The 17848-nt window shown below is 63.4% G+C and carries 16 protein-coding genes; 11 read left to right on the top strand and 5 right to left on the bottom strand.

All coding sequences use genetic code 11. The features are described 5' to 3' along the window. The first annotated feature begins 55 nt into the window (after positions 1-55). A complete protein-coding gene (gene tkt, locus KUV26_RS03130) occupies positions 56-2077 on the top strand; it encodes a transketolase (RefSeq protein WP_222507270.1) in 2022 nt (673 codons plus the stop codon). Between the two features lie 147 nt (positions 2078-2224). On the opposite strand, the gene KUV26_RS03135 is transcribed toward tkt, so the two are convergent. Then, entirely contained in the window at positions 2225-3196 is a 972-nt protein-coding gene (locus KUV26_RS03135) for a DUF808 domain-containing protein (RefSeq protein ID WP_222507271.1), read from the bottom strand. Between the two features lie 245 nt (positions 3197-3441). Here KUV26_RS03135 and gap point away from each other — a divergent pair, with 245 nt between their 5' ends. Both gap and KUV26_RS03145 read left to right on the top strand, forming a co-directional pair. Further along, positions 3442-4443: a type I glyceraldehyde-3-phosphate dehydrogenase gene (gap, locus tag KUV26_RS03140; protein ID WP_222503150.1), complete on the top strand. Its 1002-nt coding sequence runs from the start codon at positions 3442-3444 to the stop codon at positions 4441-4443. Between the two features lie 77 nt (positions 4444-4520). Further along, the gene (locus tag KUV26_RS03145; RefSeq protein ID WP_222503149.1) at positions 4521-4664 is read left to right on the top strand and encodes a hypothetical protein; all 144 of its coding nucleotides are present in this window, start codon (positions 4521-4523) and stop codon (positions 4662-4664) included. A gap of 71 nt (positions 4665-4735) precedes the next feature. On the opposite strand, the gene coaD is transcribed toward KUV26_RS03145, so the two are convergent. The 3 genes from coaD to KUV26_RS03160 form a co-directional block, all read right to left on the bottom strand. Next, complete coding sequence (coaD, locus tag KUV26_RS03150) at positions 4736-5236, bottom strand: pantetheine-phosphate adenylyltransferase (RefSeq protein ID WP_222503148.1); 501 nt, start codon at positions 5234-5236, stop codon at positions 4736-4738. Positions 5237-5331: 95 nt separating this feature from the next. Further along, a complete protein-coding gene (locus tag KUV26_RS03155) occupies positions 5332-5766 on the bottom strand; it encodes a CBS domain-containing protein (RefSeq protein ID WP_222507272.1) in 435 nt (144 codons plus the stop codon). A gap of 56 nt (positions 5767-5822) precedes the next feature. After that, positions 5823-6719, bottom strand: coding sequence for a LysR family transcriptional regulator (locus KUV26_RS03160; protein ID WP_222507273.1), 897 nt, complete (start codon positions 6717-6719; stop codon positions 5823-5825). A gap of 137 nt (positions 6720-6856) precedes the next feature. On the opposite strand from KUV26_RS03160, the gene KUV26_RS03165 reads away from it, so the two are divergent. From KUV26_RS03165 to KUV26_RS03175, 3 genes are all read left to right on the top strand, one after another. Further along, positions 6857-8356, top strand: a complete 1500-nt coding sequence (locus KUV26_RS03165) for a CoA-acylating methylmalonate-semialdehyde dehydrogenase (RefSeq protein WP_039146091.1) — start codon at positions 6857-6859, stop codon at positions 8354-8356. Between the two features lie 205 nt (positions 8357-8561). Further along, on the top strand, positions 8562-9596 hold the full coding sequence (locus KUV26_RS03170) for a fatty acid desaturase (protein ID WP_222507274.1): 1035 nt from the start codon (positions 8562-8564) through the stop codon (positions 9594-9596). 147 nt (positions 9597-9743) lie between these two features. Further along, the gene (locus KUV26_RS03175) at positions 9744-10346 is read left to right on the top strand and encodes a L,D-transpeptidase (protein ID WP_222507275.1); all 603 of its coding nucleotides are present in this window, start codon (positions 9744-9746) and stop codon (positions 10344-10346) included. Positions 10347-10425: 79 nt separating this feature from the next. Here the strand turns inward: KUV26_RS03175 and KUV26_RS03180 are convergent, their stop codons facing one another. Beyond that, on the bottom strand, positions 10426-12264 hold the full coding sequence (locus KUV26_RS03180) for a hypothetical protein (protein WP_222507276.1): 1839 nt from the start codon (positions 12262-12264) through the stop codon (positions 10426-10428). 222 nt (positions 12265-12486) lie between these two features. On the opposite strand from KUV26_RS03180, the gene KUV26_RS03185 reads away from it, so the two are divergent. The 5 genes from KUV26_RS03185 to KUV26_RS03205 all read left to right on the top strand — a co-directional run bounded on the left by KUV26_RS03185 (position 12487) and on the right by KUV26_RS03205 (position 17822). After that, positions 12487-13626 (top strand): acyl-CoA dehydrogenase family protein, encoded by a 1140-nt coding sequence (locus KUV26_RS03185; protein WP_222503142.1) that lies wholly within the window; start codon positions 12487-12489, stop codon positions 13624-13626. Positions 13627-13676: 50 nt separating this feature from the next. Beyond that, entirely contained in the window at positions 13677-14723 is a 1047-nt protein-coding gene (locus tag KUV26_RS03190; protein ID WP_222507277.1) for an enoyl-CoA hydratase/isomerase family protein, read from the top strand. Further along, positions 14720-15595 (top strand): 3-hydroxyisobutyrate dehydrogenase, encoded by an 876-nt coding sequence (gene mmsB / locus KUV26_RS03195; protein ID WP_222507278.1) that lies wholly within the window; start codon positions 14720-14722, stop codon positions 15593-15595. Before KUV26_RS03190 ends, mmsB begins: the two co-directional genes overlap by 4 nt. A 216-nt stretch (positions 15596-15811) precedes the next feature. Next, on the top strand, positions 15812-17383 hold the full coding sequence (locus tag KUV26_RS03200; protein WP_222507279.1) for a Hint domain-containing protein: 1572 nt from the start codon (positions 15812-15814) through the stop codon (positions 17381-17383). 97 nt (positions 17384-17480) lie between these two features. After that, positions 17481-17822, top strand: a complete 342-nt coding sequence (locus KUV26_RS03205) for a hypothetical protein (RefSeq protein ID WP_261399712.1) — start codon at positions 17481-17483, stop codon at positions 17820-17822. Positions 17823-17848 lie beyond the last annotated feature (26 nt).

Raw genomic sequence — 17848 nt, forward strand, 5'->3', positions numbered from 1 at the left:
CTCATCGCTGTTATTGAGCGCAGCAATTGCCTGTAACGCCAAAGGAACAATCCCAGTGGACCTGACAGCCCTGCGCACCGCCAACCCTGAGCATTGGAACAAGGCCGCCGCCATCCGCGCGCTCGCCCTCGACGCCGTTGCCGCCGCCAACTCCGGGCATACCGGCATGCCCATCGGCATGGCCGATGTGGCCACCGTGCTGTTCGAAAAACACCTCAAATTCGACGCATCCAACCCGGCCTGGCCGGACCGCGACCGGTTCATCCTGTCGGCGGGCCACGGCTCGATGCTGATCTACGCGCTGCTGTATCTCACCGGCGACAAGCAGGTCACGCTGGACCAGATCAAGAACTTCCGCCAGACCGGCGCCATCACCGCGGGCCACCCGGAGAACTTCCTGATCGACGCCGTCGAAGTCACCACCGGCCCGCTGGGCCAGGGCATCTCCAACGCCGTCGGCTTTGCCATGGCAGAGGAAATGCAACGCGCGCATTACGGCAAGAAAGTTGTCGATCACCACACCTATGTAATCGCCGGCGACGGCTGCCTGATGGAAGGCATCAGCCAGGAGGCCATCGGCCTGGCCGGCCGCCACCAACTGGGCAAGCTGATCGTGTTCTGGGACAACAACAACATCACCATCGACGGCACCGTTGACCTCAGCGACCGCACCAACCAGGTGCAGCGATTCAAGGCGTCGGGCTGGCAGGTGCTGGAAATCGACGGCCACGATCCCAAGGCCATCGACGAGGCGATCACCGCCGCGAAGAAGTCCAAGAAGCCGTCGATGATCGCCTGCAAGACCCACATCGCCCTGGGCCACGCCGCGCAAGACACCTCCAAGGGCCACGGCGCGCTGACCGACCCCGACCAGCTGAAGGCCGCCAAGGACGCCTATGGCTGGACCGGCGGCGCCTTTGAGGTTCCGGCCGAGATCAAGTCCCAGTGGGAAGAGATCGGCGCCCGCGGAAAATCCGAGCGCGAAGCCTGGGAAGCCCGCTTTGCCGAGCTGTCGCAGCAGAAGCAGGACCGCTTCAACCGCGCCTACAACCTGGACGCGCCCAAGAAGCTGTCGGCTGCCATCAAGGCGCTGAAAAAGCAGGTGAGCGAGGAGCAGCCCAAGGTTGCCACCCGCAAGTCGTCCGAGATGGCGCTGGCCGTCATAAACCCGCTGATGCCGGAAACCGTGGGCGGCTCCGCCGACCTCACCGGCTCCAACAACACCAAGACCGGCGACCTGGGCGTCTTTGACACCGACAACCGCAAGGGCCGCTACATCTACTGGGGCATCCGCGAGCACGGCATGGCCGCAGCTATGAACGGCATGGCACTGCACGGCGGCATGCGCCCCTACGGCGGCACCTTCTTCTGCTTCACCGACTACGCCCGCCCGGCGATGCGCCTGGCCGCGCTGTCGAAGATCCCGACCGTGTTCGTGATGACCCACGACTCGATCGGCGTCGGCGAAGACGGCCCGACCCACCAGCCGGTCGAACACCTGGCGATCTGCCGCGCGACCCCGAACACCTATGTGTTCCGCCCGGCCGATACCGTGGAAACCGCCGAAGCCTGGGAAATCGCCATTACTTCCAAGGAAACCCCCTCGGTGCTGGCCCTGACCCGTCAGAACCTGCCCACCGTGCGCACCGAGCACAAGCTGACCAACATGGTCGAAAAGGGCGCCTATGTGCTGGCCGAGGCCGAGAACAAGCGTCAGGTGATCCTGATCGCCACCGGCTCCGAGGTCTCCGTCGCCATGGAAGCTAAGGCCAAGCTGGAAGCCGAGGGCATCGGCACCCGCGTCGTCTCCATGCCCTGCATGGAGCTGTTTGCACAGCAGGACGAAGCCTACCGCCGCAAGGTCCTGCCCGCAGGCCCGGTGCGTGTGGGTATCGAAGCAGCCGTGCGCGACGGCGGCTGGGACCGCTGGCTTCTGGGCGAGCGCGGCCAGGAGAAGAAAGCCGGTTTCGTCGGCATGGACCGCTTCGGCGCCTCCGCCCCGGCAGGCGAGCTGTTCGAGCGCTTCGGCATCAACGCAGAGGGCACCGTGGCGAAGGTGAAAGAGCTGCTGGGCTGATTGAACAGTAATCTGCGATTTGAAAGGGGCAGCCAAGCGGTTGCCCCTTTTTCTTTTGGATGTGCTGAAACGCCGCGACCTAAGTTGTCCGCGCCCTCCCCGTTGGGTCGGTCCGGGCGCTGCCCGTGCTTTGCACGGACAATGCGTTCAATGGCTTGCCTTTTTCCCGGAAACAGCCGCAAACGCCGGCATGATCACCTTCGTGGCCAGCGGGATCAGCAGAAGCCCCATCACCACGCCGAACACCCCATCCATCGCCGCCTTGGCGCTCCATTCGGCAAAGCCCATCCAGCCTTCGGGAACCGCATGGCCCGCGGCATAGGCCCAGTCGTGGATGTGATGGCCCAGCCAGCCAAAACCCAGCACTTCCAGCCCGTGGATGATGATGGAGCCGCCGACCCACAGCATCGCCGCGGTGCCGACCACCGACAGGATCTTCATCAGAACCGGCATGAACTTCACCAGCCCGCGCCCAAGCCCGCGCCCCAGCCCGGTGCGGGCGTTCTCGGCCAGATACAGGCCGACGTCATCCATCTTCACGATCAGCGCGACAGAGCCGTAGACCGCCAGGGTCACTCCGATCGCCACCACCGCCAGGGTCGCCGCCTGCATCCAGACATTCGGCGCCTCGATCGCGGCCAGCGAAATGGTCATGATCTCGGCGGACAGGATGAAATCGGTCTTGATCGCCCCCTTGATCTTTTCCTCCTCCAGGTGGCCGGGGTCCTTGACGCTCATATCCTCGTCAATCGCGTGACTGGCATGGGGGAACAGCACATGGAAAATCTTCTCAGCGCCTTCAAAACACAGGTAGGCACCGCCCAGCATCAGCAGCGGCGTGATCGCCCAGGGCGCGAAGTTGGCCAGCAGCATGGCGACCGGCAGCAGCAGGATCAGCTTGTTGAACAGCGACCCGCGGGTGATGCGCCAGATGATCGGCAGCTCGCGCGCGGGCGCGAAGCCCTGCAGATATTTCGGCGTCACCGCGGCATCGTCGATGATCACGCCAGCGGTCTTGGCACCGGCCTTGCCCGCCGCCGCTGCCACATCGTCGACCGAGGCCGCCGCAACCTTGGCAATCCCCGCCACGTCGTCCAGAAGCGCCAGCAAACCGCTCATGCCAAATCCCTCAATCTCTGTCAGCCTTTGCGGGGCAATCTGCCCGCTTCCGCGCCGCAGCACAAGCGTTAGCGCCACCGCGCCCGGGGCCGGTTTTCTGTTACCGCCACCGCCGCATACCGTTAGCGCAACCGTGCGCTTTTTGCGCTAACAGTTTCATTTAATGACGCTTTTACCCCTTTAGACCACATCCGCGCCGGTCTATATGGCGGCCAAAGGTTTTTGCTCGCTTGGAGACGTAACTCATGACCATCAAAGTCGGGATCAACGGTTTTGGCCGCATCGGCCGCTGCACCCTGTCGCACATCGCCGCCTCGGGCCGCGACGACATCGAAGTGATCAAGGTGAACGCCACCGGCCCGCTGGAGACCGCGGCGCATCTGATCAAATACGACTCCGTGCATGGCCGTTTCCCGGGTGAAGTGACCATCGGCGACGGCACCATGAACCTGGGCCGCGGCGACATGCAGATGTTCTCGACCTACGACATGAACGAGCTGGACTGGTCGGGCTGCGACGTGGTTCTGGAGTGCACCGGCAAGTTCAACGACGGTGAAAAGGCCAAGGCGCACCTGGAACGCGGCGCCAAAAAAGTGCTGCTCTCCGCCCCCGGCAAGAACGTCGACAAGACCATCGTCTATGGCGTCAACGACGACCAGCTGGAAGCCGGCGACACCATGATCTCTAACGGCTCCTGCACCACCAACTGCCTGGCGCCGCTGGCCAAGGTTCTGGACGAGGCGTTCGGCATTGAGCACGGCATCATGACCACCATCCACGCCTACACCGGCGACCAGCCGACCCTGGACCGCCGCCACAAGGACCTGTACAGGGCCCGCGCTGCCGCCATGTCGATGATCCCGACCTCGACCGGCGCCGCCAAGGCCCTGGGCGAAGTGCTGCCGAACCTGAAAGGCCGCCTGGACGGTTCCGCCATCCGCGTGCCGACCCCGAACGTCTCCGCCGTGGACCTGACCTTCCGCGCCGGCCGCGACGTGACCGCCGAGCAAGTGAACGCTGCCGTCAAAGAAGCAGCCGAAGGCCCGATGAAGGGCGTGCTGGGCTTCGAGCCGGCGCCGCTGGTCTCCGTCGACTTCAACCACTCGCCGGAAAGCTCGATCTTCGCACCGGACCAGACCCGGGTGGTCGAGGACCGCATGGTGCGCGTGCTGGCCTGGTACGACAACGAGTGGGGCTTCTCGGTGCGCATGGCGGACGTCGCCGTGGCAATGGGCAAACTGGGCTGAGATTCAGCCTAACCCCTTGAGAATTCACGCCCGCTCAGGTTATCTGGGCGGGCGTTTTCCTTTGCGGCGGAGCTTTCATGACCAACCGGATAGCCATTTTCCTGGGCCTGTTCCTGATAGCCGCCGCGGCCATCGACATTGCCCTGTTCGGCGACGAGCACATGATCTTTCTCGGCAAGAAGCTGTTTGCGCTGATCGATTGGGCCGCCTTCTGGCGCTGACACGCCCCCGGCAAGACGTAAAAAAGCCGGGCACCCGGCCCGGCTCTGCCCCGCTGCCGCCGCGGCGGCCTTCAGCCGGTCTTGCCCAGGCGCGCCAGCAGCTTGTGCTTGACCAGCGGGGTGACGAATTTCGATACGTCGCCATCCAGCCGGGCGATTTCCTTGACCAGTTTGGAGGCGATCGCCTGGTGCCGCGCTTCGGCCATCAGGAACACGGTTTCGATCGAGCTGTCCAGCGCCCGGTTCATACCGACCATCTGGAACTCATACTCGAAATCGGCCACCGCGCGCAGCCCGCGGACGATGATCTGAGCGCCGACGTCGCGGGCGCAGTCGATCAGCAGGTTCTCGAACGGATGCGCCACGATCTCGGTGCCGGTCTCTTCGCTCAGCTTGGCGCATTCCGCCTCGATCATCCCGACCCGCTCTTCCAGATCGAACAGCGGACCCTTGTCGCGGTTGATGGCCACGCCGATCACCAGCTTGTCCACCAGGGCACTGGCGCGCCGGATGATGTCGATATGCCCGATAGTGATCGGATCAAAGGTACCGGGATACAGACCAACGCGCATGGGCGGCCTCCTGCCTTGTCAGAGTTTCTGCACACGCAAACATATTTGCTGCCGCCATTGCAAGAGGGCAGAAATACGGAGTGCCTGCCTGCGTCTCAGTGCCCCATGATCATGTCTTGCAGCGCGTCCTTTTCCATCGCCACCTGCGACAGCTGCGCCTTGACCGCATCGCCGAGGGTGATGATGCCGACCAGCTTGCCATCCTCCAGCACCGGCATGTGGCGGAAACGGCCGTCGGTCATCTGCTGCAGAACCTCGCCGACATTCGACTGGCTGGTGCAGGTGACCAGTTCCTTGGTCATGTATTTGCTGACCGGCTCGCTCAGGCAGCCGGATCCGGACCTGGCCAGTTCCCGGACGATATCGCGTTCCGACAGGATGCCCGCCGGCGTCTCGCCGTCGGCAGAGACCATCACGGTGCCGAACCGGTTGTCCGACATCACTTTTGCGGCCTCGGAAACGCTTGCATCAGGCTTGACTGTCACGACGCCGGTGCTGGCCTTCGACTTCAAAATCACTTGAACAAGCACGCTGGGCACCTCCGGAAAATTAATGCGTTACAAATTAAGTGTGCCGCAACGCAGCTTTAAGTCAAGGCTTCCAGCCGGGCCACCTCGTCGCGGATGCCTTTTGACAACGCCTGGGCAAAACGGTTCAGCCGCTCGCTGCGCTGGTCGCCCTGATGCCGCACCAGGTGGAAGCTCCGTGTCAGGCTCACCTTGTCGGTCAGAATCTTGCGCAGCATCCGGTGCGCCGGAAGCGAGAAATCATGCGCCACGCAGATCGCGGTGCCCTGCGCCGCCATCTTGATCTGCACCGAAACCGAGTTGGACGCCAGCGCCACCCGTTCGACGCCGATGTCATTGAGGTAATCCAGCTCCTTGTCGAAAATCATGTCGGGGATATAGCCGATCATCTTGTGGCCCTGCAGGTCCTCAAGCTTCTGGATCGGCGGATACTGCTTCAGGTAGTGGCGCGAGGCGACGAGGTGCAGCCTATAGTCGCAGATTTTCTGCACCAGCAGCTTGCCCGCTGTCGGCGCGCTGACCGTGACGGCCATGTCGGCCTCGCGGCGGCTCAGGTTGATGACCCGCGGCAAAGCCACGATCTGGATGTCCAGATCCGGGTTGTCCTCGGCAATCTGGGCGCAGACCTGCGGCAGGATGTAATTGGCGCTTCCGTCCGGCGCACCGATGCGGATCTGGCCGGACATGGTGTCGCTCGGCCCGCTCAGCGCTTCGGTGCCTGCCCGCATCGCCTGCTCCGCCGCCTCGGCATGAACCAGCAGCCGGTCGCCGGCAGCGCTCAGCGCGTATCCCTGCGGCGATTTCACGAACAAAGGCGTTTCCAGCACCGCCTCGAACCGGGCGATGCGGCGGCCGACGGTGGCGGGGTCCATTTTCAGGATGCGCCCGGCGCCCGACAGGCTCGCCTCCCGCGCCACCGCCAAAAACACTTTCATATCATCCCACTGCGGATCCATTGGCTCCGGGTCCTCCGTTCTTCTGTCAACGCGGCGTTAACCTTTTGCGTTCTTGCAAAGCCTCTTTGAAATGTTTCCTCTTTTCCGATGTTTTTTGCAAGCCTACGATGGAGGCAAGATGAACAGAGGAGGATCCGATGAAAGAACTCGGCCACTTTATCAACGGCAAACTGGTCTCCGGCACCTCGGGCCGCTTTGACGATGTTTTCAACCCCGCAACCGGCGAAGTGCAGTACCAGTGCCCGATGGCCAGCGCTGCCGAGACCACAGACGCGATCGAAAAGGCCGCTGCGGCGCAGCCCGCTTGGGGCGCCACCAACCCGCAGAAGCGCGCCCGCGTGATGATGGCGATGGTCGGCCTGATGAACCGCGACATGGACAAGCTGGCAGAGGCGCTGAGCCGCGAGCACGGCAAGACCATCCCGGACGCCAAGGGCGACCTGCAGCGCGGCCTGGAAGTGATCGAATACTGCGTCGGCGCGCCCCAGATGCTGAAGGGTGAATTCACCGACAGCGCAGGCCCCGGCATCGACATGTACTCCATGCGCCAGCCGCTGGGTGTTGTCGGCTCGATCATGCCGTTCAACTTCCCGGCCATGATGCCGCTGTGGCACGTCGGCCCGGCGCTGGCCTGCGGCAACGCCGTGGTGCTGAAACCCTCCGAGCGCGATCCCTCCGTGCCGCTGATGCTGGCGGAACTGTTCGTTGAGGCCGGCCTGCCCGAAGGTGTGTTCCAGGTGGTGAACGGCGACCGCGAAGCGGTTGATACCATTCTGGACAGCGAGATCATCCAGGGCGTGTCTTTCGTGGGCTCCACCCCGATCGCCCAGTACATCTATTCCCGCGCCACCGCCAACGGCAAGCGCGCCCAGTGCTTCGGCGGCGCCAAGAACCACATGATCATCATGCCCGATGCCGATCTGGACCAGGCCGCTGACGCGCTGGTCGGCGCAGGTTTCGGCGCGGCCGGCGAACGCTGCATGGCGATCTCGGTTGCGGTGCCGGTCGGCGAGGAGACCGCCGACAAGCTGATCGAAAAGCTGATTCCGCGCATCGAAACCCTGAAGGTCGGCCCCTACACTGCCGGCGACGACGTGGACCTGGGCCCGGTTGTGACCGCGGCCGCCAAGGAGCGCATCCTGGGCCTGATCCAGTCCGGCGTCGACCAGGGCGCCAAGCTGGTGGTCGACAACCGCGACTTCAAACTGCAGGGCTACGAGGACGGCTTCTTTGTCGGCGCCCACCTGTTCGACCATGTCACCCCCGACATGGACATCTACAAGCAGGAGATCTTCGGCCCTGTACTTTCCACTGTCCGTGCTGGTACTTACGAGGAAGCGTTGAAGCTGGCGATGGATCACGAGTACGGCAACGGCACCGCGATCTTCACCCGTGACGGCGACACCGCGCGTGACTTCGCCTCCCGCGTGAATATCGGCATGGTGGGCATCAACGTGCCGATCCCGGTGCCGCTGGCCTACCACACCTTCGGCGGCTGGAAGAAGTCGATGTTCGGCGACCTGAACCAGCACGGCCCGGACAGCTTCAAATTCTACACCCGCACCAAGACCGTGACCTCCCGCTGGCCCTCCGGCATCAAGGAAGGCGGCGAGTTCAACTTCAAGGCCATGGACTAACCAACTGGTCTGACAAACAGAAAGGCCCCGGAGCTACCGGGGCCTTTTTCTTTTGCGCTGTCATCCGGCAGCAGCCGGCCCGGCCAGGCCCCCTGCTCTCCTGCCAGCACACGGCCGGTTAAAATAGCCTTTGCAGGCAAAAACCGCTTGCTCCCTGCGGCAGGTCGTCTATCGGGTTTGCAACAGATTTATAAACGGCAGGCGCATGAGCAAGACGACCGAACCGAACCAGCCGCAGGCGGCGGCAAAATCCGCGCGCGATTGGGTCAAGATCCTGGCCCAGTACCGGGAACCGGACTTCAAGCGGAGCGCCTTCGAACTGGGGGTCACGGTGGTGCCGTTTGTACTGCTCTGGGCGCTGGCCTGGTGGTCCCTGTCCGTCAGCTACTGGCTGACCTTGGCGCTCTCCGTCTGCATTGCCGCCTTCCTGTTGCGCCTGTTCACCATCCAGCACGACTGCGGCCACGGGTCGTTCTTTTCCAACCGCCACCTCAGCGACTGGACCGGCCGGATCATCGGCGTGCTGACCCTGACGCCTTATGACGTCTGGCGCCGAACCCATTCGATCCACCACAGCACCCACGGCAACCTCGGAAAACGCGGCATGGGCGACATCCACACGATGACCGTTGCCGAATACCGCGCCGAAAGCCGCTGGGGCCGTCTGATGTACCGGCTGTACCGCCACCCGGTGACGCTGTTCGGCTTCGGCCCCGGTTACCTGTTCTTCCTGCAGAACCGCATTCCTTACGGCCTGACGGGCCAGGCCCGCTACTGGATCAGCGCGATGGGCACCAACGCCGCCATCCTCGCTGCGCTTGGCCTGATCTGGTTCTTCGGCGGGCTGATGCCGGTTCTGCTGATCTTCCTGCCTGCGACGCTGATCGCCGCCACCGCCGGCCTGTGGCTGTTTTATGTGCAGCACCAGTTCGAAACCACCCAGTGGGAACAGGACCAGGACTGGCAACTGCATGACGCCGCCCTGCACGGCAGCTCTCACTACGTGCTGCCGCCGGTGCTGCAATGGCTCAGCGCCAACATCGGCATCCACCATGTGCATCACCTCTACAGCCGCATCCCGTTCTACCGCCTGCCCGAAGTGCTGCGCGACCACGCCGAATTGGCCGAGGGCAACCGGATGACCATCCGCGAAAGCCTGGCCAACGCGCGGCTGCACCTTTGGGATGAAGACAGCAAGCGGCTCCTGTCTTTTGCCCAGGCCCGCAGCCTGGCGGCCTGACCTATGCGTGCCAGGCAGCGGCAATCTTCCGCCGCCCCGCACTACACAAGCTTGTGAGGCGCGGGTTTTCCGCTATTCCGGGCCTAGGAAAATCCGCAGCCATGCGTATCTTGCAGCGGAGATTTCGAGTAGCACGGTAGAGGCAACATGACCAAACTCCGCATCACCCGCCGCGCAACCCTGATGGGCCTTGGCGCGACCCTTGCCACCCCGGCCCTTCTGAGCGCCCAGTCCACCGACGCTTTCCCGCAGGACGAACCCGCCATCCGCGATGAGGTTGCGGTTCAGCGCAACACCTCCGCCTTCACCCAGCAGAACTGGCAGGACCATTTCGAATCCCTGGGCGTCGGCTGCCTGCTGGCCGACATCAACTCCCGCGCGCTGCACTACTGGGGCCCGGACGGCGAGACCTACCGGCTGTTCCCCTCGTCGGTGCCGATGAGCGAGGACCTGACCCGGCGCGGCTACAGCGAGATCGTGCGCAAGCGCGAGAATCCCAGCTGGACCCCGACCGCGTCCATGCGGGAACGCGATCCGAGCCTGCCGCAGCGCATTGAAGGCGGCGTCAAGGGCAACCCGCTGGGCACCCGCGCGATGTATCTGGACTGGCCCGCCTACCTGGTCCACGGAACCCATGACACCCGCAAGATCGGGCGGCAAAGCTCCTCCGGCTGCATCGGCCTTTACAACCAGCATGTCGAGGAACTGTACGAGCTGGTGCAGGTCGGCACCCAGGTGCGGCTGCTCTGACCAGGCGGCAACTTCCGGCAGCCTGTAACGGAAACGGGCGCGGGATTTTCCCGCGCCCTTCTTTTTTCGCCAGTCCGCGTTATTGCAGGCTGATGTGGTCCGGTTTCAGGCCTGCGTTGAAACGCTCCAGCGTCTTCTCCAGCAGCGCCTCGAAATTGCGGGTGAACCTTTCGGTGTCATAAAGCGGGCCGGTTTCGATCCCCGCTTTCACCCTCGCCTTCATTTCAGCCAGATATTCCCTGTCACGCGCCAGTTTCAGCGCCAGCGCCTGGTACTGCTGCGGCGTGCTGGTAACCAGCTCATCGGTGCCGACGGCGTGCAGCAGGCTGGCAGCCACCCGTGCCGCGAACTGCTTGCCGACTTTGGTGACAACCGGCACGCCCGCCCACAGCGCGTCACTGGCCGTGGTATGGGCGTTGACGAAGAAGGTATCCAGAAAGATGTCCGCCAGCGGCAGCCGGGCAAGGTGTTCCTCCTGTTTGGCGAACCCGGCGAAGATGATGCGCTCCCGGCCGATGCCGCGCCGCTTTGCCTCGGCCAGAACGTTCTCGCGGATATCGTCCTTGGCGGCGTAGAACCACAGCACGCTGTCCGGCACCAGCTTCAGAAGCTTCATCCAGATGTCGAACTCATCCGGCGACACCTTGTAGGGGCTGTTGAACGAGCAGAACACCAGCGCGTCCTCCGGCAGGCCCATGTCCGCGCGCGCGGGCACGTGGCAGGCGGCCTTGCGGCTGTCATCGTTCGACTGGTAGCAGTCCGGCATGTACAGCACTTTCTCGGTGTAATACTTGCGGTATTTCGGCGGCACCACAACCGGGTCCGCGACCATGTAGTCGATGGACTCCACGCCGGTGGTTCCGGGATAGCCGAGATAGGAGATCTGCACGGGCGCCATGCGGTAGTCGAACAGGTTGATCCGGTTGCCCTTGGTGTGCCCTTTCAGGTCGACCGCGATGTCGAGGCCGTCCTGACGCGCCTGTTCAACAATCGTTTCGCTGTCCACCCCGCCGACCTGGCGGTAGACATCCGCGGATTTCTCCGCCCGCAAGCGGCCCTCCTGGTTGGTCATCGCGCCGTAGTCATAAATGTAAATCTCGAACTTCTCCCGGTCGTGCAGTTCGAACATCCGGCCGATCAGGTACATCGTCGCGTGATCCAGGAAGTCGCAGGAGAAATAGCCGATCCGGATCTTGTCCTTCTTCGGCAGAGGGGCCGTGAACGCCGCGGTTTCCTTCTTGCTGACCTTGTTGGCGTTGGCGGCAAGAACCGAATACTGCATTTGCAGATCCGGATCGTCCGCGATGCTGAGGAAGGAGAAAGGGTCGATCGCCTTCATGACCTTGGTGAAGTTCTTGATCTTCTTGCGCGACTTGCCGAATTCGGACCAGTCGCATTTGCGCCGCTTGAGGTGCATCATGCGGGCAAAGACAACTTCATTCGACGGGGCGAACTTCAGCGTGTCCTGGAAATAGTTGATCGCCTCCTCATCCTGGCCGATCCGCATCAGGTAGCTGCCGATATAGGCCAGGCACTCCGGGTTCTGAGGTTCCAGCCGCAGCGCCTCGATATGGCACAGGAGCGCCTTGTCGCGCTTTTCCATCAGCTCGTAGATTTCGCCAAGCGCGGTATGGATCGACCGGTTCTTGGGGTCCAACTCCAGCGCCTGCTCCATCAGGTAGAGAGCATCGTCGAAGCTGCGTTCAACGGCTTTCTTGCGCGACATTTTCATCAGGCGCACGACCTGTTCCCGGACCGGAACATCGTTGGATTTCATCATCCCGTGCTTCAAGGCCATGGCAAAGTTAGCCCGCTGGTTGCTGACGACGGCACCAGGGAAGCCGGGTGTTTTTGCCGCCCCCTTGGCGGCCCCGCTGAGGTTGGATGCCAGAAAATGCTGAGCCCCAGAATTCGACACTGCGCCTGCTCCTTTTGGAATGCGTTTGGCAGGATTCACCTGCGCTTGACCGGTTTGAGACAGAGTTTCGCGCAAGTTTCTTAATTTTCTCCTGATCCCGTGACGGTATGGCGCGGCATTGCTGCACGGCGGCTTTGCATTTGCGCAGCTTGCCTCAACGCGTCCCGGCCGCTATTAAATTAACAACTGTTCAATTCATCTGATCGACGGGAGGAGCGGCATATGGATTTCGCACTGACAGAGGAACAGCAGGCCATCTTCGACATGGCCCATGCATTCGGCCAGGAAAACATCGCGCCGCATTCCCGCCAGTGGGAAAAGGACGGCACCATCCCCAAATCGCTCTGGCCGCAACTGGCAGAGCTGGGGTTTGGCGGGCTTTACGTCTCCGAGGAATACGGCGGCTCCGGCCTGTCCCGGCTCGACGCCACCCTGGTGTTCGAAGCGCTGGCAATGGCCGACCCCGCGGTTGGTTCCTTCCTGTCGATCCACAACATGTGCGGCGGCATGATCGACAAGTTCGGTTCGGAAGAGACCAAGCAGAAGTGGCTGCCGAGCCTCTGCACGATGGAGAAGATTTTCTCCTACTGCCTGACCGAACCGGGCTCCGGCTCCGATGCGGCGGCGCTGAAAACCCGCGCCGAGCGCAGCAATGAGGGCTATGTGCTGAACGGCACCAAGGCGTTCATCTCCGGCGGCTCCTACTCTGACGCCTATGTCGTGATGTGCCGCACCGGCGAAGACGGCCCCAAGGGGATTTCCACAGTGGTGGTCGAGGACGGCAACCCGGGCCTCTCCTTCGGTGCGCTGGAGGACAAGATGGGCTGGAAGGCGCAGCCGACCTCGCAGGTGCAGTTCGACGATTGCGCGATCCCCGCCGACAACCTGATCGGCGAGGAAGGCAAGGGCTTCTCCTATGCGATGGCGGGCCTTGACGGCGGCCGCCTGAACATCTCTGCCGGCGCGCTTGGCGGTGCCCAGGCGGCGCTGGATCAGACCGTGCAGTACATGTCGGAGCGCAAGGCCTTCGGCAAGTCCATCAACCAGTTCCAGGCGCTGCAGTTCCGGCTGGCGGAATACGAAACACGCCTGCAGGCCGCCCGCACCTTCCTGCGCCAGGCGGCGTGGAAGCTGGACACCGGCGCCCATGACGCCACAAAGTTCTGCGCCATGGCCAAGCTGATGGTCACCGACACCGCCTTTGACGTCGCCAACGGCTGCCTTCAGCTGCACGGCGGCTACGGCTATCTGGCAGACTACGGCGTCGAGAAGATCGTCCGCGATCTGCGGGTGCACCAGATCCTGGAAGGCACCAACGAGATCATGCGCCTGATTGTCGCGCGCCAGCTGATTGCGGAGTAATCTGCAATCAGCAGACTGTCCGCGGCGCAAAAACTGATGGAGCCCGCCCGATGAGTGATATCCATATCCGCAAATCCGGCCAGGCCGGCCGCATCACCTTCACCCGCCCCAAGGCGCTGAATGCGATGAGCTATGACATGTGCATGGCGATCGACGCCGCCATGCGCGACTGGGCCGCTGATGACAGCGTCAGGCTGGTGGTGATCGACGCCGAGGGCGACAAGGCGTTCTGCGCCGGCGGCGACATTGCCGAGCTGTATGACACCGGCACCAAGGGCGACTATTCCTATGGCCGCACCTTCTGGCGCGATGAATACCGGCTGAACGCCCGCATCTTCGAATACAGGAAGCCGGTGATCAGCTTCATGCAGGGCTTCACCATGGGCGGCGGCGTCGGCATCGGCTGCCACGGCACCCACCGGGTGGTCGGCGAAAGCAGCCAGATTGCCATGCCCGAAGTCGGCATCGGGCTGGTGCCGGATGTCGGCGGTTCGCTGATGCTGGCGCTGGCGCCGGATCATCTGGGCGAATACCTCGGCATGACCGCCGCGCGGATGGGGGCCGATGATGCGATCCTTGCAGGCTTTGCCGATTACTTCATCCCGCAGGACCAATGGCCCGCGCTGATTGCGGCGCTGGAGGAAACCGGCTCCGCCAAACTGGTGGAGGACGCCGCACGGCCCGCGCCGGAGGGCCAGCTGCGCGCGGTCCGCAAGGACACCGCTGCACATTTCGGCAAGGGCAGCCTCGAGAACATCCTCGCGGGCCTCGAGGCAGAGGTCAGCGAATTCACTGCTGCCGCGTTGAAGTCGCTGAAGCGCAACTCGCCGCTGTCTATGGCCTGCACGCTGGAGATGCTGCGCCGCTTGCGCGCCGACGGCCCTGCCATCCGCCGGGCGCTGGACCTGGAATACCGCTACACCTTCCGCGCCATGGAAAAGAGCGATTTCCTGGAGGGCATCCGCGCCCAGATCATTGACAAGGACCGCAATCCGCAATGGCAATATGCGGGCCAGCCGGTGCCTGCGCAGGCGGTTGACGACATGCTGGCGCCTTTGGGCGCTGATGCGCTGACATTTGAGGAGGAAGTGCAATGAAGATCGGATTTATCGGGCTCGGCAACATGGGCGGGCCGATGGCCGCCAACCTGGCCAAGGCCGGCCATGAGGTCACCGGCTTCGACATGGCCGATGTCAGCATCGAAGGCGTGAAAATGGCCGCTTCCGGCCCGGAGGCCGCGGCAGGAGCCGATGCCGTCATCACCATGCTGCCTAACGGCGCCATCCTGCGCCTTGTCGCGGCAGAAGTGATCCCGGCCATGACCAAGGGCGCCGCCTTCATCGATTGCTCCACCGTCGACGTCGACTCTGCCCGCGCAGTGGCCGAACAGGCCGAAGCCGCGGGGCTGCTTTCCGTCGATGCGCCGGTCTCGGGCGGCATCGGCGGCGCCGCCGGCGGCACGCTAACCTTCATGGCCGGCGGCTCGGCAGAGGCGTTCGCGGCCGCCGAGCCGCTGTTCGGCATCATGGGCCAGAAAGCCGTGCATTGCGGTGAGGCCGGCGCCGGCCAGGCCGCCAAGATCTGCAACAACATGATCCTCGGCGTCACCATGATCGCCACTTGCGAGGCCTTTGCGCTGGCCGACAAACTGGGCCTCGACCGGCAGAAGATGTTCGACGTGGTCTCCACCTCCTCCGGCTACAGCTGGACCATGAACGCCTATTGCCCGGCCCCCGGCGTCGGCCCGCAGTCGCCCGCCGACAACAACTACCAGCCCGGCTTCGCGGCAGAGCTGATGCTCAAGGATCTGGGTCTCAGCCAGCAGGCTGCGGAGAGCGCCGATGCCGATACCCCGATGGGTGAACTGGCGATGGCGCTCTACAAGAAATTCGTCGAAGACGAAGACGGAAAGGGGATGGATTTCTCCGCCATGCTGCCGCGGTTCGAAAAGCGCGCCCGCGGCGGCTGACCGGCCGGGTTGCAGCCGCGCAGCGCGCCCCGGCTCCCTATCGCACAGGGCCGGTCCCGCAAAGGGCCGGCCCTGTCCGTTACTGCCCCGTAAAGAATACCCGTAAAATTCGACTAAACTCCCGGATTTCGACCCCCGCCCGCCACAGTTCGGTCCAAGTTCAGAAGCATTCCGGTAAGCAATTTTTAAACTTTGCAACCGGATGGGACTGCCGAGATGGCCACCGCGACCGAGCTGAACATCAACACCAGCGCCACCGCCACACAGATGGCGGAGGAAATCTTCGGCGACGGCGTGGACGTCAGAAGCGCCAGCTACAGCGGCGACACCCTCTCCTCCGGGATTTACACCGGCGCCGACACCACCACCCCGGGCGTGGCGCCTGCGGACTCGGGGGTGATCCTGTCGACCGGCTATGCCCGCGACTTCACCAACAGCGACGGCAGCAGCAATACCAACGTCCGCACCAACACCAGCACCAACACCAGCGGCACAAACGGAGATTCCGATTTCAATGCCCTGGCCGGGGCCGCTACCTATGACGCCTCCTTCCTGGAGGTGGAATTCGTTCCCGACGGCGATGTCCTGACCATCGACTTTGTGCTTTCCTCCGAGGAATACCCCGAGTTCGCCAACTCCCAGTACAACGACGTCGTCGGCGTCTGGGTGAACGGGGTCGAGGCGCAGGTCTCCATCGGTGACGGCACCGCCTCGATCGGCAACATCAACGACGGCACCGAAAACGTCTATGTCGACAACACCGGCGACCAGTACAACACCGAGATGGACGGGTTCACCATTACCCTGACATTTGTCGCGCCGGTGAACGCGGGCGAGATCAACACGCTGAAGATCGGCGTCGCCGACACCGCCGACAGCAGCTATGACACCAACCTTCTGATTGCCGGCGGCTCGGTCCAGACCGCCGTGGTCGCACAGGACGACCAGGAAGATATCGCCATCAACAAGACCCGGGTGATCGATGTCCTGGAAAACGACACCACCACGGCCGGCACGCTGACCATCACGCATATCAACGAACAGGCGGTCTCTGCCGGCGATACCGTGACCCTGGCCACGGGCCAGCAGATCACCCTGAACGCCGACGGCACCCTGACCGTGGTCACCGACGGCGACCTCGAAACCGTCTATTTCAACTACACTGCGGACAACGGCCAGGGGAACTCCGACACCGGTCTGGTGGAGATCAATCAGACCGTGCCCTGTTTCCTGCGCGGCACCTTGATCCGCACCCCTGAGGGCGAGATCCCGGTCGAAGACCTGCGCCCGGGCATGGAGGTTCTGACCTACGATAACGGCCCGCAGGCGCTGCAATGGACCGGCAGCCGCCGCACCGCCTGCACGGACGCAACCGCTCCGATCCGCTTTGCCGCCGGCAGCTGCGGCAATTCGCGCGATCTCTATGTCTCGCCGCAGCACAGGATGGTGGTGTCCGGCCCGCTGGCCGCGCTGCTGTTCGGCGAGGAGGAAGTTCTGGTCAAGGCCAAGGATCTGGTCAACGACCGGACCATCCGCCCGGCTCAGGACATGCAGGAAGCCGAGTATTTTCACCTGCTGTTCGGCAGCCACCAGATTCTCTGGGCCAACGGCGCCCTCAGCGAAAGCTACCAGCCCGGCCCGGAAACCGCCGCCGGTTTCGACGCCGGCACACAGGCGGAAATCCGCGAATTGTTTCCTGAGCTGTGCGCTGAAACCGGCCGCGGCTACGGAAATTCCGCCCGGCTGTCCCTGCGCGGCTTCGAAGCGCGGGTTCTTGCCGCCGCCTGACCGGCAAATGGCGGCGCGCCGCCGCCCTTTCCGGACACTCTTGGCTTTGCCGCAGAGCCGTTTATGTGAAGGGCAGCGAAGAAAGGATCCGCTGTAAATGGTACCCCGTCATCTTGTTCCGATCACCGTTCTTGCCGCGGCCTGCGCGCTGGCGATTCCGCTGGCGGCAGGCAATGGCGGCGAAGATGAAGCTGCGCTGGAATGCCCGCAGGGCCTGGCGATGAAGGCGTCGCATTGCACGCCGGCCAGCGTGACCAAGAAATTCTACCGCCGCGGCGATCATATTCTGGACGATTACATCTGGATCAGTGATCCGGGCACATGGGCCCCCGATCCTTATGGCACCTACGTCCAGGCCGGCGGCTATATCTACCAGGTCAACCGGGAAACCCAGAAAGTGCTGCGCCTGATCGGCGCCAAGGCGAACCTGAACCAGTAATTGCGCTTGCGGCGGAAGGCCCAGGG

The sequence above is a fragment of the Leisingera daeponensis genome, assembly GCF_019801465.1.
GTDB lineage: Bacteria > Pseudomonadota > Alphaproteobacteria > Rhodobacterales > Rhodobacteraceae > Leisingera > Leisingera daeponensis_A.